13 protein-coding genes are annotated in these 14,240 nt (G+C 60.1%); 8 read left to right on the top strand and 5 right to left on the bottom strand.

Translation table 11 applies throughout. The features are described 5' to 3' along the window. Nucleotides 1–73: 73 nt before the first annotated feature. Together ACM6IN_RS11970 and ACM6IN_RS11965 are read left to right on the top strand one after the other, a co-directional pair. Complete coding sequence (locus tag ACM6IN_RS11970) at nucleotides 74–523, top strand: Spy/CpxP family protein refolding chaperone (RefSeq protein WP_414916106.1); 450 nt, start codon at nucleotides 74–76, stop codon at nucleotides 521–523. Nucleotides 524–698: 175 nt separating this feature from the next. Continuing rightward, nucleotides 699–2,039: a sensor histidine kinase gene (locus tag ACM6IN_RS11965; protein ID WP_007919688.1), complete on the top strand. Its 1,341-nt coding sequence runs from the start codon at nucleotides 699–701 to the stop codon at nucleotides 2,037–2,039. Between the two features lie 415 nt (nucleotides 2,040–2,454). Here ACM6IN_RS11965 and ACM6IN_RS11960 read toward each other — a convergent pair whose 3' ends face one another. After that, nucleotides 2,455–3,021 carry a nitroreductase family protein gene (locus tag ACM6IN_RS11960; RefSeq protein ID WP_007919690.1) on the bottom strand — a complete coding sequence of 189 codons (567 nt, stop codon included), beginning with the start codon at nucleotides 3,019–3,021 and terminating at the stop codon, nucleotides 2,455–2,457. 121 nt (nucleotides 3,022–3,142) lie between these two features. Here ACM6IN_RS11960 and ACM6IN_RS11955 point away from each other — a divergent pair, with 121 nt between their 5' ends. Beyond that, nucleotides 3,143–4,597 (top strand): TrkH family potassium uptake protein, encoded by a 1,455-nt coding sequence (locus ACM6IN_RS11955; RefSeq protein ID WP_007919691.1) that lies wholly within the window; start codon nucleotides 3,143–3,145, stop codon nucleotides 4,595–4,597. On the opposite strand, the gene ACM6IN_RS11950 is transcribed toward ACM6IN_RS11955, so the two are convergent. After that, complete coding sequence (locus ACM6IN_RS11950; RefSeq protein ID WP_414916105.1) at nucleotides 4,554–5,615, bottom strand: AraC family transcriptional regulator; 1,062 nt, start codon at nucleotides 5,613–5,615, stop codon at nucleotides 4,554–4,556. The two genes, ACM6IN_RS11955 and ACM6IN_RS11950, sit on opposite strands and share 44 nt — an antisense overlap. A 164-nt stretch (nucleotides 5,616–5,779) precedes the next feature. On the opposite strand from ACM6IN_RS11950, the gene ACM6IN_RS11945 reads away from it, so the two are divergent. After that, on the top strand, nucleotides 5,780–6,091 hold the full coding sequence (locus ACM6IN_RS11945) for an Mpo1-like protein (protein WP_414916104.1): 312 nt from the start codon (nucleotides 5,780–5,782) through the stop codon (nucleotides 6,089–6,091). A gap of 14 nt (nucleotides 6,092–6,105) precedes the next feature. Then, nucleotides 6,106–6,696 (top strand): HD domain-containing protein, encoded by a 591-nt coding sequence (locus tag ACM6IN_RS11940; protein ID WP_414916103.1) that lies wholly within the window; start codon nucleotides 6,106–6,108, stop codon nucleotides 6,694–6,696. 117 nt (nucleotides 6,697–6,813) lie between these two features. On the opposite strand, the gene ACM6IN_RS11935 is transcribed toward ACM6IN_RS11940, so the two are convergent. Next, nucleotides 6,814–7,629, bottom strand: coding sequence for a UDP-2,3-diacylglucosamine diphosphatase (locus ACM6IN_RS11935; RefSeq protein ID WP_007919701.1), 816 nt, complete (start codon nucleotides 7,627–7,629; stop codon nucleotides 6,814–6,816). Nucleotides 7,630–7,764: 135 nt separating this feature from the next. Here ACM6IN_RS11935 and ACM6IN_RS11930 point away from each other — a divergent pair, with 135 nt between their 5' ends. Both ACM6IN_RS11930 and ACM6IN_RS11925 read left to right on the top strand, forming a co-directional pair. Then, entirely contained in the window at nucleotides 7,765–8,529 is a 765-nt protein-coding gene (locus tag ACM6IN_RS11930; RefSeq protein ID WP_123376278.1) for an AraC family transcriptional regulator, read from the top strand. 284 nt (nucleotides 8,530–8,813) lie between these two features. Then, the gene (locus ACM6IN_RS11925) at nucleotides 8,814–9,707 is read left to right on the top strand and encodes a DMT family transporter (RefSeq protein WP_007919705.1); all 894 of its coding nucleotides are present in this window, start codon (nucleotides 8,814–8,816) and stop codon (nucleotides 9,705–9,707) included. On the opposite strand, the gene ACM6IN_RS11920 is transcribed toward ACM6IN_RS11925, so the two are convergent. Further along, the gene (locus ACM6IN_RS11920) at nucleotides 9,701–9,988 is read right to left on the bottom strand and encodes a SelT/SelW/SelH family protein (protein ID WP_007919707.1); all 288 of its coding nucleotides are present in this window, start codon (nucleotides 9,986–9,988) and stop codon (nucleotides 9,701–9,703) included. The two genes, ACM6IN_RS11925 and ACM6IN_RS11920, sit on opposite strands and share 7 nt — an antisense overlap. 71 nt (nucleotides 9,989–10,059) lie before the next feature. Here ACM6IN_RS11920 and ACM6IN_RS11915 point away from each other — a divergent pair, with 71 nt between their 5' ends. Beyond that, complete coding sequence (locus ACM6IN_RS11915) at nucleotides 10,060–12,261, top strand: patatin-like phospholipase family protein (RefSeq protein ID WP_007919709.1); 2,202 nt, start codon at nucleotides 10,060–10,062, stop codon at nucleotides 12,259–12,261. A gap of 123 nt (nucleotides 12,262–12,384) precedes the next feature. Here ACM6IN_RS11915 and ACM6IN_RS11910 read toward each other — a convergent pair whose 3' ends face one another. Continuing rightward, nucleotides 12,385–14,145, bottom strand: a complete 1,761-nt coding sequence (locus tag ACM6IN_RS11910) for a FimV/HubP family polar landmark protein (RefSeq protein ID WP_414916102.1) — start codon at nucleotides 14,143–14,145, stop codon at nucleotides 12,385–12,387. Between the last annotated feature and the right edge of the window lie 95 nt (nucleotides 14,146–14,240).

The raw sequence follows: 14,240 nt of genomic DNA, 5'->3' as shown, positions 1-14,240 counted from the left end.
ACCGCCGCTGACCTTGATCTCCGTAATCTGTACTCATCCGGAACGTACCGGGAACGAGACAAGGAGATACACCATGCGCAAGACTCTTATCGCTCTGATGTTCGCTGCCGCTCTGCCAACCGTCGCCATGGCCATGCCACAAGACGGCGGCCCGATGGGTGGTCCGCTTGACGGCCCACGCCACGGCGGTCAGATGCACGGCATGCACGGCAAAGGTCCGTACAGCCAACTCGACCTGTCCCGCGAGCAGCGTGAGCAGATCCGCAAGATCATGGGCGAGCAGATGCACGAGCGTAAGCAAGTGGTCGACAAGTACCTGGAAAAACTCTCGCCGGCTGACCAAAAAGCCATGAAAGACGAGATGGCCGCCAACCACAAGAAAGCCGAGTCCGATGTGCGTGCGCTGCTGAAACCGGATCAACAGAAGAAATTCGACGAGATCCAGAAAAAGCACGCCGAGCGTCGCGCCGAATGGGCCGAGTTCAAGGCGTGGAAAGCGCAACAGGCGCAAAAGGCGCAATAATGATCTAACTTCAGGCCCGACGGCTCACCCCGTCGGGCCTGTTTTCATCGATCCAAATGTAGGAGTGAGCCTGCTCGCGATAGCGGTGTGTCAGTTGACAGATTTTTGTCTGACCCTCCGCTATCGCGAGCAGGCTCACTCCTACAGGGGTTTTGCATTGTTCTGAGGATTTTCTGTGCGTTCATTGTTCTGGCGTATTCTCGCGAGCTTCTGGCTGGCCATCGCACTGGTGGCCGGCCTGTCCATTCTGCTTGGGCACATGCTCAACCAGGACGCGTGGATCCTCAGCCGCCATCCGGGCCTCAACACGCTGGCCGGCGAATGGACACAAACTTACGAAGCCCAGGGCGAAGAAGCCGCCCAGGACATCCTCGAACAGCGCAAGCGCCAATATCACATCGACGTTCAGGTGCTCAACGAAAGCGGCGACCCGGTGGTACGCGGCACCTTCCCGCGTCGCGCCGCCGCCTTCGAAGCACGCCAGAACAACGATGACCGACGCCTGCCATGGCGTCGCCTCACCGACGAATTCACCAGCGAAAAAACCGGTGACACCTACCTGTTCATCTACCGCATCCCGCACCCGGAACTCGACTCATGGCACCGCGAAAGCCTGCTTTGGCCATTGAGTGCGTTAGGCATCGCGTTGGTGGTACTAACCCTGTTCAGTTTGCTGGTGACCTTCTCCATCACCCGCCCGCTCAGCCGTTTGCGCGGCGCGGTGCATGATCTGGGGCAGACGACTTACCAGCAAAACAGCCTGGCGAAACTGGCCAACCGTCGTGATGAATTCGGCGTGCTCGCCAATGACTTCAACCGCATGGGCGCGCGCCTGCAAAGCTTGATTGGCAGTCAGCGTCAGTTGCTGCGGGACGTCTCCCACGAATTGCGTTCACCACTGGCTCGGTTGCGCATTGCCTTGGCACTGGCGGAACGCGCCAACCCTGAAGAACGGGAAAAACTCTGGCCACGCCTGACCCGCGAATGCGATCGGCTGGAAGCGCTGATCAGTGAAATACTGGTGCTGGCACGGGTTGATGCGGACAACGCCAGTGCCGAAGACGTGGATTTGAATGCGCTGCTCGGCACTTTGCAGAAGGACGCAAAACTCGGATCGCCCGAGCAGATCGTCCGTCTCGATGCCGAACCGCAACTGAATCTGAAGGGCTGGCCGACCATGATCGAGCGCGCCGTCGATAACCTGCTGCGCAACGCTCAGCGCTTCAACCCGGAAGGTCAGGCGATTGAAATGCAGGCCTCGCGTCAGGGTGAAAAAATTATCGTGAGTGTGCGTGACCATGGGCCGGGTGTGCAGGCCGAACATTTGAGCCAGTTGGGCGAGCCGTTTTACCGGGCTCCGGGGCAGACGGCGGCAGGGCATGGCTTGGGACTGGCGATTGCGCGAAGGGCGGCGGAGCGGCATGGCGGGAGTTTGACGTTGGCCAATCATCCGCAGGGTGGGTTTATTGCCAGTCTGGAATTGCCGCTTGTCCCCGGTGCAGTTGTCCAACCCTAAAAGCCACCCTCACCCCAGAAAAGCCCCTCACCCCAGCCCTCTCCCAGAGGGAGAGGGGGCCGACCGAGGTGTCTTGCGCTATAAATCGACCTGAAGAATCGAGTTGATTATGGATCCGGAAGGCACGTGAATCGTCGCCGACTCTGGATTCGAAATGCATCGGAACCGTTATCGACTCCGAGCTCGAAATGCATTGGAGCCGTTATCGACTCCGAGTTCGAAATGCATTGGAGCCGTTATCGACTCCGAGCTCGAAATGCATTGGAGCCGTTATCGACTCCGAGTTCGAAATGCATTGGAGCCGTTATCGACTCTGGATTCAGCTGAGCACTTTCAGGTCGGCGTACCTCTACAGCATCCCCCAATCAGTCCCCTCTCCCTCCGGGAGAGGGTTAGGGTGAGGGGCTTTTGATCTTCAGGCCTTACCCGGCCAGGCGCTGACGAACTCAGCCAGATCAACCTTCTCCGCCACACGCGGTTCTTTCTGCGGCGTGCCGAGGTACAAGAACGCAATCACTTCTTCACCCTCAACCAAGCCCAAGCCTTTGGCCACATGCTGGGAATAAGCCAGATCCCCCGTACGCCAAACCGCACCAATCCCCTGCGCATACGCCGCCAGCAAAATCCCGTGCGCCGCACACCCGGCAGCGAGCAACTGCTCGGCCTTCGGATATTTAACGTGCTCCTGCAATTTAGCGATCACCACAACCACCAGCGGTGCACGCAGCGGGCCGTTGCGCGCCTTGTCGATCATCGCTTCGGTGACTTCGCCTTCCTGCAGTTGCGCAGCCTCGGCCAGCAACTCGCCCATCTGCTCGCGTGCCGCACCTTCGATGGTCAGAAAGCGATACGGCTGCAAGTGCCCGTGATCCGGCGCGCGCAACGCGGCACCAAACAGGGCTTCGCGCTGCTCGGCAGTGGGGGCCGGTTCGACCAGTCGTGGAACGGAAACACGGTTGAGCAACGCGTCGAGAGCCTGCATCGGCCACCTCCTGAGAAAAATGTGCGGCTATTCTAGCTTCATCTGCCAACAGGATGCCGGTTTACATGCCCTGCCCCACGGGTAGAATGGCGCCCTTCCCACATCAGCCCGAGCGGACTTCATGGCGTTGCCGACCTTACGGATCATTGGTTTCATCATCGGCATCTTCCTGATCACCCTGGCCGTGGCCATGGTCGTGCCCATGGCCACCCTGGTGATTTTCGAGCGCACCAGCGACCTGCCGTCGTTCCTCTGGGCGAGCATGATCACCTTTGTCGCCGGCCTCGCGCTGGTGATTCCCGGCCGCCCCGAACACATACATCTGCGCCCGCGCGATATGTATCTGCTGACCGTCAGCAGTTGGCTGGTGGTATGCATTTTCGCTGCGCTGCCGTTTCTGCTGACTCAGCACATCAGCTACACCGACTCGTTTTTCGAAAGCATGTCGGGCATTACCGCGACCGGCTCGACCGTGCTCAATGGCCTCGACAACATGTCCCCCGGGATCCTGATGTGGCGCTCGTTGCTGCACTGGATCGGCGGCATCGGCTTTATCGGTATGGCGGTAGCGATTCTGCCGCTGCTGCGGATCGGTGGCATGCGCCTGTTCCAGACCGAATCCTCGGACCGTTCGGAAAAGGTCATGCCGCGCTCGCACATGGTGGCGCGACTGATCGTGGCGGCTTATGTCGGCATTACCATCCTCGGTAGTCTGGCGTTCTGGTGGGCCGGAATGAGCCCGTTCGACGCGATCAACCACGCGATGTCGGCGATTTCCACCGGCGGGTTCTCGACCTCCGACCAGTCGCTGGCCAAGTGGACGCAACCGGCGGTGCACTGGGTCGCGGTGGTTATCATGATTCTCGGCAGCCTGCCGTTCACCCTGTACGTGGCGACGTTGCGCGGCAACCGCAAGGCGCTGATCAAGGATCAGCAAGTGCAGGGTTTGCTCGGGATGTTGCTGGTGACCTGGCTGGTGCTCGGCACCTGGTACTGGTGGACAACCAATCTGCATTGGCTGGAGGCGCTGCGCCACGTGGCGCTGAACGTGACGTCAGTGGTCACCACTACCGGTTTTGCCCTTGGCGACTACAGCCTGTGGGGCAACTTCTCGCTGATGTTGTTTTTCTATCTGGGATTTGTCGGCGGCTGTTCCGGGTCGACGGCGGGCGGGATCAAGATCTTCCGTTTCCAGGTCGCCTACATCCTCCTCAAGGCCAACCTTAATCAGTTGATTCACCCACGCGCGGTGATCAAACAGAAGTACAACGGCCACCGTCTCGACGAAGAGATCGTCCGTTCGATTCTGACCTTTTCGTTCTTCTTCGCCATCACCATCTGCGTGATCGCCCTGCTCCTGTCGCTGCTTGGCGTCGACTGGATGACCGCGCTGACCGGCGCCGCCAGCACCGTGTCCGGCGTCGGCCCGGGCCTGGGCGAAACCATCGGCCCGGCGGGCAACTTCGCCACCCTGCCGGATGCGGCCAAGTGGATCCTGTCGTTCGGCATGCTGCTCGGCCGCCTGGAGATCATTACGGTGTTTGTGCTGTGTATTCCGGCCTTTTGGCGTCACTGACCGCACCCGGCGCCTGCAACAACCGCGTCCGGTAATCGCCGGGCGTGGTGTCGAACCAGCGACGGAACGCGCGAAAGAAGTTGCTCGGGTCGGCAAACCCCAACAGATAAGCGATTTCCAGCAAGGTCATGCTCGGTTGCGCCAGATACTGCTCGGCCAGTTCACGGCGGGTGTCGTCGAGCAGTTGCTGAAAACTCGTGCCCTCCTCCTGCAAACGACGCTGCAAAGTGCGCTGCGACAAATGCAGGGTCTGCGCCACGGTATCGCGCTTCGGCTCGCCCTGCGGCAGCAACCGGCACAGCACCTGCCGCGCCTTGTGGGTCACGCGGCTTTCGGAAAACCGCGCCAGGTATTCCCCGGCAAAGCGGTCATGCAGCAGCGCCATCGCTTCGTTGGCGGTGGGCAGCGGCGCTTCCATGTCGGCACGCTCGAAGATCAGCGCATCGTACGGCGCGTTGAACACCAATGGCGCGTGGAAGGCTTGTTTGTAGGGTTCCAGATTTTCCGGCTGATCACCCTGCACCAGCACTTTGACCGGATGCAGGGTGCGCCCGGTCAACCAGCCGCAAAGACCCAATGCACAGGCCAGCGAGGCTTCGGCACTCTGCCGGGTCGGCGGCAGATGGTCACCGTGCACGGTCAGAATCAGCGCATAACCTTCATCGAGCAGACGGAAACTCAGGTCGGCGCTCTCGGCGATGATGCGCTGATAACGCACCAGCCGCTGGAAGCCTTCGGCCAGGGTATTGCTCGACATCAACGCGTAGCCGGCGACATGAAACGACGCCGGGCGCACCACTTTGCCCATGTTCAGGCCGATCGCCGGATTACCGGACAACTCGACCGCCCGTTGCCAGAGGCGGGTCATGGAATCTTGCGGGAAGCGCGCATCCGGATCATCCAGAGCCGTGTAATCGAGCCCCAGTTGCTTGAACAGAACCCGGCAATCCAGGCCGTCCATCTCCAATGCTTTGACAATCCCCATCGCCCAGCTTGCAGAAGTCGTTCGTTCGCTCATGGCGTTTTTCTTTTACATGAGGGGCCGCATGCTACGGCCTGATTTGCCAAGGATACTAAAGTGGCGCCGATTGTCACTGGCCCACGCCAATGATCACTCTAGACTCAAATAAGCTACCCGCAGAACAACTCGTCGCCAGAACAATAACCACAGAGAACGCGGTCGTGGAAAACATCAAGCATTTCAACAGCTTCGCTGAGTTCTATCCGTACTACCTCAGCGAACACAGCAACAGCACCTGCCGGCGCCTGCATTTCATCGGCACCACGCTGGTGATTTTCATTCTGGCGATGACCATCGCCAAGGGCGCGTGGCTTCTGCTATTGGCGGTGCCGCTGGCCGGTTACAGCTTCGCCTGGGTCGGGCACTTCTTCTTTGAAAAGAACCGGCCGGCGACTTTCCAGCATCCGCTGTACAGCCTGTTCGGCGACTTCGTCATGTACCGCGACATGATTCTGGGTCGCGTGGCGTTCTGAATGAGGGTCAGCCAATGAATGCCAATGCCCGCTTCACTCATATGAAGGACGGTACGCAGGAAGACTGGGCGATCATCGCCGCCGACTTCAGTGCCTACGCCAAGCGACTGCCTTCGCGAATCCTGACTCACCTGAAACTGCTCGAAGGCGACTTCGGTGGTTTCCCGGTGGATCGTCTGACTCACTCACTGCAAACCGCCACCCGCGCCTTTCGTGACGGGCGCGACGAGGAGTATGTGGTTTGCGCGTTGCTGCATGACATCGGCGACACCTTGGGTTCCTACAACCATCCGGACATTGCCGCAGCGATCCTCAAGCCGTTCGTCAGTGCCGAAAATTTGTGGATGGTCGAGAAGCACGGGGTGTTTCAGGGTTATTACTTTTTTCATCATTTGGGCATGGATCGGCATCTGCGTGAGCAGTTCAAGGAGCATCCGCAGTTTCAGGCAACGGCCGAGTTCTGTGCCAAATACGATGCGGCGGCGTTTGATCCTGACTATGACACGCTGCCGTTGAGCTTCTTTGAGCCGATGATGGAACGGTTGTTTGCGCAGCCGAAGAACTCGATTTACAAAGCGGCAATGGAAGAACACAGCCCGGCCTGAGTGTCTTCGGGAACCGCTGCGCGGTTCATCGCGAGCAGGCTCACTCCTACAGTTGAAATGCGTACCCCTTGTAGGAGTGAGCCTGCTCGCGATGAGGCCCTCTAAAACACCCGAGAATCAGGCGAGTTCGGCGACTTTGGCCGCTTTCAGCTCCGCCTCGCGCGCCTGCGCGTCCGCCAGCCGATACAGCTCGATCGTGCCGTCCCAATGCTCGATCAGCGCCGTGCACGACTCCACCCAATCGCCGCAATTGAGGTAATCCACCTCCCCCACCTTGCGGATTTCGGCATGGTGAATGTGCCCGCACACCACGCCATGCAACTCGCGCTTCACGCATTCATGGGCAATGGCTTCTTCAAAGTCGCTGATGAAACTCACCGCGGTTTTCACCTTGTGTTTCAGGTACGCCGACAGCGACCAGTAACCGTAGCCATAGCGCGCACGCCAATGGTTGAGCCAGCGATTGAGGGTCAGGGTGAATTCGTAGGCCGAGTCGCCGAGGAAGGCCAGCCAGCGGTGATAACGGGTGATCACATCGAACTGATCGCCGTGAATCACCAATAGATGCCGCCCGTCTGCGGTGACATGCACCGCCTCGTCAACCAACTGGATATTGCCCAGTATCAGCTTCGAATACCGACGCAGGAATTCGTCGTGGTTGCCGGTGACGTAGATCACCTCGGTGCCGCGCTTGCTCATGGTCAGCAAACGCCGGATCACGTTGGTATGCGCTTGCGGCCAGTACATGCCGCCGCGCAGTTTCCAGCCGTCAATGATGTCGCCGACCAAATAAATCTTGTCGGCATGGTAGCCCTTGAGAAATTGCGACAAGTGCTCGGCCTGGCAATCCCGCGTGCCCAAGTGCACGTCGGAGATCCACAGGGTGCGCACGCGTTGTTTGCGACTGGGTCTGGCGAGCTCGGCGCTGGTCATGGGCAACCCTCTGCGATGTTTTCGCCACTTTGCGCCTGCCCGGTTAATCGACCATGACAAGCGTGAGTCAGTCCTGTGACAACGCATCCGGTGTGCGCCGGTGTAGACTGGCGACCACTTCGGAGACAACCTGCCATGCGACCGATCCTCACCCTGCGTCAGTACACCCACGATTTGATCGTCCACAGCCACGACCACGCGCAATTGGTGTTCGGGCTGTCCGGTGCGCTGGATTTCGAGGTCGAGGGTTGTGGCAGTCAGGTGCGTCAGCAGAGTTTTGTAGTTATCCCTTCCGGCGCTCATCATGCCTGCGGCAGTCCCAATGGTAGCCGCTGTCTGGTACTGGATATCCCGGACGGCCAATGGCTGACGGATTCACTGGGCGAGCATGCCGACGCCAGCCATCGTCTGCTCGATCAACCGGCGCGCTTGTCGCTGGATTCGGGGCAAAGCCAGTTGGTCAGCTGGCTGGCAAACAGTCCGGTCAGCGATCCATTGATTGCCCAGCAAGGCGCGGTGTTGCTGCTGGCCAGCCTGAATCACGCGCAACCTGCGGAACACGCCATTCGCCGCCTGCCCTATGCCGCGCTGGATGCGCACATCGAGCAATACGCCGCGTATCCGCTGCAAGTCGCCGATCTGGCACGGGTGGCAGGATTGTCCAGCGCGCGTCTGCATGCGCGTTTCATGGCCGAATGCGGGCAGACGCCGATGGATTACATCCGCAGTCGGCGCCTGCATCTGGCCGTGCAAATGCTCCGCGACACAGCCCTGCCGATCGGCGAAGTTGCCAGTCGCGTCGGCTACAGCTCGCAAAGTGCTTTCTCGGCTGCTGTCCTACGTGAGTTCGGTGCATCACCCGGCCAGCTTCGGCGCGATTCCTGCGACAAAAGACGATAGCCTGCCGACAGACTTACTGAGCTCTACACGCTTAAATGTAGGAGCTGCCGAAGGCTGCGATCTTTGATCGTTCCCACGCTCCGCGTGGGAATGCAGCCCGTGACGCTCCGCCTCACTGGACGCAGAGCGTCCCTAGAGGCGTTACCACGCAGAGCGTGGGAACGATCAAAAGCAAGATCAAAAGATCGCAGCCTTTCGGCAGCTCCTACAGTAAATGATCATTCCCACGCTGCTGCGTGGGAACAATCAATAGTTGAGATTGTGTTTGAGATAGAAGGATTGCAATGACTCCGCGTACCGCCCTCGGCGCTCTGCATATCGGTGCTTTGATGTTTGGCCTGACGGGTGTGTTCGGCAAACTCGCTGCCGCCTCCCCCGCTGTGATCGTGTTCGGTCGCGCGGCTTTCGCCGTTGTCGCCTTGGCGTTCTTCGCCCGCTTCGCCAGCCAGAGCGGCTGGCAGAAACTTCAGGCCGTGGATTGGCGGCGTCTGGCCCTCAGCGGCGTGTTGCTGGCCGGGCACTGGGTGAGTTTCTTCCTGTCTGTGAAGATCGCTGGTGTCGCCATCGCGACGTTGGGTTTTGCCAGTTTCCCGGCCTTCACGGTGATTCTCGAAGGACTGATCTTTCGCGAACGCATCCGCGCCAATGAAATACTGCTGGTGGTGTTGGTCAGCATCGGCCTGATTCTGGTGACCCCGGCCTTCGATCTCGGCAGCGGCGCGACCATTGGCTTGCTCTGGTCGGTGCTTTCGGGGCTGCTGTTTTCCCTGCTGTCGCTGACCAACCGCGCCAGCTCCGGGCGGATTCCGGCGGTGCAAGCGGCGCTGTGCCAAAACGTCGTGGTCGCGCTGTGTCTACTACCAGTTGCAGCACCGCAACTGAGCGAAGTGCGCGCACTCGACTGGCTGTGGATTGCGCTGCTCGGGGTGTTCTGTACCGGCGTCGCGCACAGCCTGTTTGTGGCCAGTCTGGCGGTGATCAAGGCGCGCACGGCGGCGGTGGTGTTTGCCATGGAGCCGGTCTACGGCATCACCGTCGCCTGGTTGCTGTTCAATGAAAACCCGACGCCGAAGATGTTGCTCGGCGGCGCGCTGATCATTGTCGCCATTGTGGTGTCGGCGAGGATGTCAGGCCATGCCGACAAGAAAGCTGTCGCCGCCGAGGCCGCGTCTCACTGAGTGCGGTCGTTGTGACCGAGGTCGCGGTCAGGATCGATCTGATCGCGAACTCGCTGCTTCAAGATTTTAGCCTCGGGAAAACCGCCGTCAGCCTTGCGTTCCCAGATCTGCACGCCGGCGCAGCTGATGTGAAACACCCCGCCGGTGCCGGGCACCAGGGACACTTTGCCGAGATCATCGCCGAAGGTGCTGAGCAGCTCCTGCGCCAGCCATGCAGCGCGCAGCAGCCACTGGCATTGGGTGCAATAGGTGATGACAACTTCTGCTTTTGCGACAGTCATGTTCGCTGAAACTCCTGAGACAGAGGGCGCCGCTATAATAGCCGGCTTTAACGCTTGCCCCGAGACTCACAATGCGCCGTCTGCTGTTCTGCCTGCTGCTTGGTTTCCTCCCTTTGTTCGCTCACGCCGGCGTCGATGCCAGTGACGCGACGCGACCGAAAGTCGGCCTCGTGCTGTCCGGCGGCGCGGCGCGCGGGCTGGCGCACATCGGCGTGCTTAAGGCGCTGGAGGAGCAAGGCATCAAGATCGATGCGATCGCCGGCACCAGCATGGGCGCGGTGGTTGGCGGGCTGTACGCCTCGGGTTACAAGATCGATGAGCTGGAAAAACTCGCGCTGAACATCGACTGGCAAGCCGCGCTGTCCGACGCGCCGCCGCGCGAAGATGTGCCGTTTCGGCGTAAACAGGATGACCGCGACTTTCTGGTCAAACAGAAACTCAGCTTTCGTGACGACGGCAGCCTTGGCTTGCCACTGGGTGTGATTCAGGGCCAAAACCTCTCGTTGCTGTTGGAAAGCCTGTTGGCCCACACCAGCGACACTCGGAATTTCGACAAACTGCCGATTCCGTTCCGCGCTGTCGCCACCGACATCTCCAACGGCGAAAAAGTGGTGTTCCGCAAAGGTCATCTGCCCCAGGTGATCCGCGCCAGCATGTCGATCCCGGCGGTGTTCGCCCCGGTCGAACTCGACGGCCGGCTGCTGGTGGACGGCGGCATGACCGACAACATCCCGCTGGATGTCGCGCGGGAAATGGGCGTCGACGTGGCCATCGTCGTCGACATCGGTACACCGCTGCGCAACCGCAAGCAACTGACCACCGTGGTCGATGTGTTGAACCAGTCGATCACCCTGATGACCCGCAGTAACTCCGAAGAACAACTGGCCGCGCTGAAATCCTCCGATGTGCTGATCCAGCCCGCGCTGGCAGCGTTCGGTGTCACTGATTTCGGCAAGGCTCAGGAGATGATCGATGCCGGTTATCGCGCCACGCGAATCCTCGATGCGCGCCTCGCCGTCCTCAAACCCAAAGAATCCCAGGACGCCGAACTCAACGCCGCACGTTCGCCGGGTCAACGCACACCAATCATCACGGGCATCCGCGTCGAGAACGACTCGAAAGTCGACGACGATGTGATCCGCTACTACATACGCCAGCACATTGGCGAGCCGCTGGATCTGGCCCGATTGCACTCGGACATGGGCACTTTGTACGGCCTCGACTACTTCGAACAAGTGCAGTACCGCGTGGTGCACAAGGGCGAGGATCACACACTGGTGATCAGCGCTCGGGGCAAGCGCAGCGGCACCGATTACTTGCGGGTCGGCCTCAATCTGTCGGACGACATGCGCGGCGACAGCGCCTTCAATCTCGGCGCCAGCTATCGCATCAACGGTATCAACCGCCTCGGCGCGGAATGGCTGACCCGCGCGCAGATTGGCGACAAACAAGAGCTGTACACCGAGTTCTATCAACCGCTGGACGTCGGCTCGCGTTACTTCGTCGCACCGTACGCCTCGTTCGAGGCGCAGAACGTTGAAGCGGTGCTCGACAACGATCCGATCGCGCAGTATCGCGTCGAGCGCTACGGTTTCGGCCTCAACTTCGGCCGACAGATCGGCAACAACGGCGAAGTGCGTTTCGGTGTCGGCGAGGCCTGGGGCAAGGCCGATGTGCGGATTGGCGATCAGGATTTGCCGAGTGAAAACTTCAACGAAGGCTTCTACGCGCTGAAGTATTCCTACGATTCGCTGGATAACGTCTACTTCCCTCATGAAGGCAAGGACGTCAGTCTGACGCTGATGCAGTTCGAACCGGGCCTGGGTTCGGATACGCGCTACCGACAGTGGGAATTCAAACTCGACAAAGCCATGAGCCGTGGCCCGGATACGCTGATTCTCGGTGGTCGTTACGGGCGTACGCTGGACGATGCCAACGTGGTCACGTCAAGCTTCCTGCTTGGCGGTGCGCGGCAGTTGTCGGGGTTCAGAGAAGACGCGATTTCCGGGCAGAACGTCAGCCTGATGCGCGCGGTGTACTACCGCCGGCTGACGCCGCGCTCGTATCTGCCACTGGACTTCCCGCTGTATGCCGGCGCCTCGCTGGAGCGTGGACGGGCGTGGAACAACGACAATGAGTTCGACAGCGGCTATATCAACGCGGCCAGCGTGTTCATCGGTTTTGACACGCCGCTGGGGCCGTTGAATTTCAGTTATGGGTTGAATGATGCGAATGAGCAGGCGGTTTATCTGAACCTTGGGCAGACCTTCTGATCAGGTCGCCTGACAATCCGCCTTCGTGAGCAGGCTCGCTCCCACAGGGGAACGCATTCCAATGCAGGAGTGAGCCTGCTCGCGAAGGCGGTATCAGCTCAACCGCAAATCGGATCGGAGGCTTCAGCGAATTCCCGCCAGCAACGTCCGCGCCGTTTGCTTCAAAGGTTCATCGCCCTCTTTGAGCAATTCATTGAGCAACGCAATCGCACTGTCGATATCACCGTCATCAATGCACGTCTGCGCCTGTTCGAGTTTGCCGGAGTTGGTGTCGTGTACCAGCTCCGGCTCCTGCAAATCCAAAGGTTGCAACGCCAGTGACGGCTCGGCATCAGCAAACTCATTGAGAAAATCCTCATCCAGCGGCCCGGCTTCCGATTCAGGGATCCACTCGAGTTCGGCCTCTTCGCTGGGCTCGGGCAATTCAAAGTCCTGAGGCAGAACCTGCAGACCGGAGCCGAGCGCCGAGGTGTCTGCCGCAGGTTCAGCGGTGGCCGGGCGACTGTCTTCCAGATCCCAACTGGAATCCATCGACAGCTCGCCCAGATTCAGTTCGAAATCATCTTCAGGCGCCGGTTGGGCAGCGGCAATCGGGGCCGCTGCAACAATCGGCGGTACCACGGCCAACGGTGCTGCACCCACCAGTTTCGGGTGCCGCGCGCGAACATCCTGCAACGTCCGGGCATCCACACCCAGCTCATGCAAATGACTTTCCTGTTGTTCATACGCGGCGCTGTCACCCTGACGTCCCAGCACTTCTAGCAACTGCAAACCGATATCAGTGCGCGCAGGCTCCTTGTGCAAGGCATCGCGCAACAGCCCGGCGGCTTCGCCCAATCGGCCATAAGCCAGATAGATCCCCACCGCCTCCAGCACATCACCAGCGGCGGGTTCTTCGCGGTGTTGGTCTGATGTGTGAATTCTGACCGACTCGGTGTTCTCGGCCTCCGCCGCCTCCGGCTCATTGCCTTGCGGCAACAGTGGCAGCGGCTCGGCAACCTGCCGCTGTTGTTGCCGTCGACGGTGCACAAACAACCCGGCCAATGCGCCCAGCAACAGCAACAGGCCGCCGAGCAATGACCAGTTCAAACCGTCATCGCTGGATTCGACCGGTGCAACGACTGGCGCAGGAGCAGGTGCCGGGGTCACCACAGTCGGGGGCGGCGATTTCTGCAACTCGACCAGACGTGTTTGCAAGTCACTGATCTGCTTCTTGCCGTCGGCAATCTGCACATCCTGTGTCTGCAGTTTTGCGTTCAATTCGTCGACGGTCTTCTGCAGTTGCTGATTCAGCAACACATTGGCGGCCAACTGCTCGGCCAGTGCATCGCTGGCAGGCGTGGGTGCTGGCACGGTATCGCGCTTGGCTTGAGGTGCCTGTGGCGCTGCCACGACAGGCTCGACAGTGGGAAACGCGGAGGATTGCGCACGTAAATCCGGCTCATCGGTGGCCGGCACGATACCCGGCGAACCCGGTGGATCGATCAACACGGTGTACTCACGCAGCAACCGGCCGTTGGGTTGATCGAGCTGCACGAGGAAATTCAGAAAGGGTTCGTTGACCGGTTTGCTGGACGTCACCCGGATCATCTGGCGATTGCCATGCAGGATCGGGATGAACTTGAGGTCGTTGAGGAAGAACACCCGCTCGACCCCGGCCTCGGCGAATTCATCCGCCGTGGCCAGGCGCGCGGCCAAATCGTTTGGCGTCAGCCCGCCGACATCGACCAAGGCAATGTCGGCCTTGAGCGGCTGATTGAGGCCTGAATGGACGGTGATATCACCCAGCCCCAAGGCCATCGACCAGGCCGAATAACTCAATACACCAGCGACCAGCAGCCATTTGGCGCCGCCGCGCAGTACCACGTGCCGACTTGCGAGCATGAGCATCCCTTAAATAAGCAAAACCGACTTCTATGCGTTCGCACATCCGGTACGAACACGATATTGCCCAGTAGTTCTTATAGTCGGCGCAGCGC

Source organism: Pseudomonas sp. IT-P395 (genome assembly GCF_949767675.1).
Lineage (GTDB): Bacteria > Pseudomonadota > Gammaproteobacteria > Pseudomonadales > Pseudomonadaceae > Aquipseudomonas.
This window is presented reverse-complemented; position numbering and strand designations above follow the sequence as displayed.

Bases quoted from the DNA above. Each gene is read 5' to 3' on its own strand.
- ACM6IN_RS11970 (WP_414916106.1), top strand. From the start codon at position 74: ATGCGCAAGACTCTTATCGCTCTGATGTTCGCTGCCGCTCTGCCAACC.
- ACM6IN_RS11960 (WP_007919690.1), bottom strand. From the start codon at position 3,021: ATGCAGGCTCTCGACGCGTTGCTCAACCGTGTTTCCGTTCCACGACTG.
- ACM6IN_RS11955 (WP_007919691.1), top strand. From the start codon at position 3,143: ATGGCGTTGCCGACCTTACGGATCATTGGTTTCATCATCGGCATCTTC.
- ACM6IN_RS11950 (WP_414916105.1), bottom strand. From the start codon at position 5,615: ATGAGCGAACGAACGACTTCTGCAAGCTGGGCGATGGGGATTGTCAAA.
- ACM6IN_RS11940 (WP_414916103.1), top strand. From the start codon at position 6,106: ATGAATGCCAATGCCCGCTTCACTCATATGAAGGACGGTACGCAGGAA.
- ACM6IN_RS11935 (WP_007919701.1), bottom strand. From the start codon at position 7,629: ATGACCAGCGCCGAGCTCGCCAGACCCAGTCGCAAACAACGCGTGCGC.
- ACM6IN_RS11930 (WP_123376278.1), top strand. From the start codon at position 7,765: ATGCGACCGATCCTCACCCTGCGTCAGTACACCCACGATTTGATCGTC.
- ACM6IN_RS11925 (WP_007919705.1), top strand. From the start codon at position 8,814: ATGACTCCGCGTACCGCCCTCGGCGCTCTGCATATCGGTGCTTTGATG.
- ACM6IN_RS11920 (WP_007919707.1), bottom strand. From the start codon at position 9,988: ATGACTGTCGCAAAAGCAGAAGTTGTCATCACCTATTGCACCCAATGC.
- ACM6IN_RS11915 (WP_007919709.1), top strand. From the start codon at position 10,060: ATGCGCCGTCTGCTGTTCTGCCTGCTGCTTGGTTTCCTCCCTTTGTTC.
- ACM6IN_RS11910 (WP_414916102.1), bottom strand. From the start codon at position 14,145: ATGCTCGCAAGTCGGCACGTGGTACTGCGCGGCGGCGCCAAATGGCTG.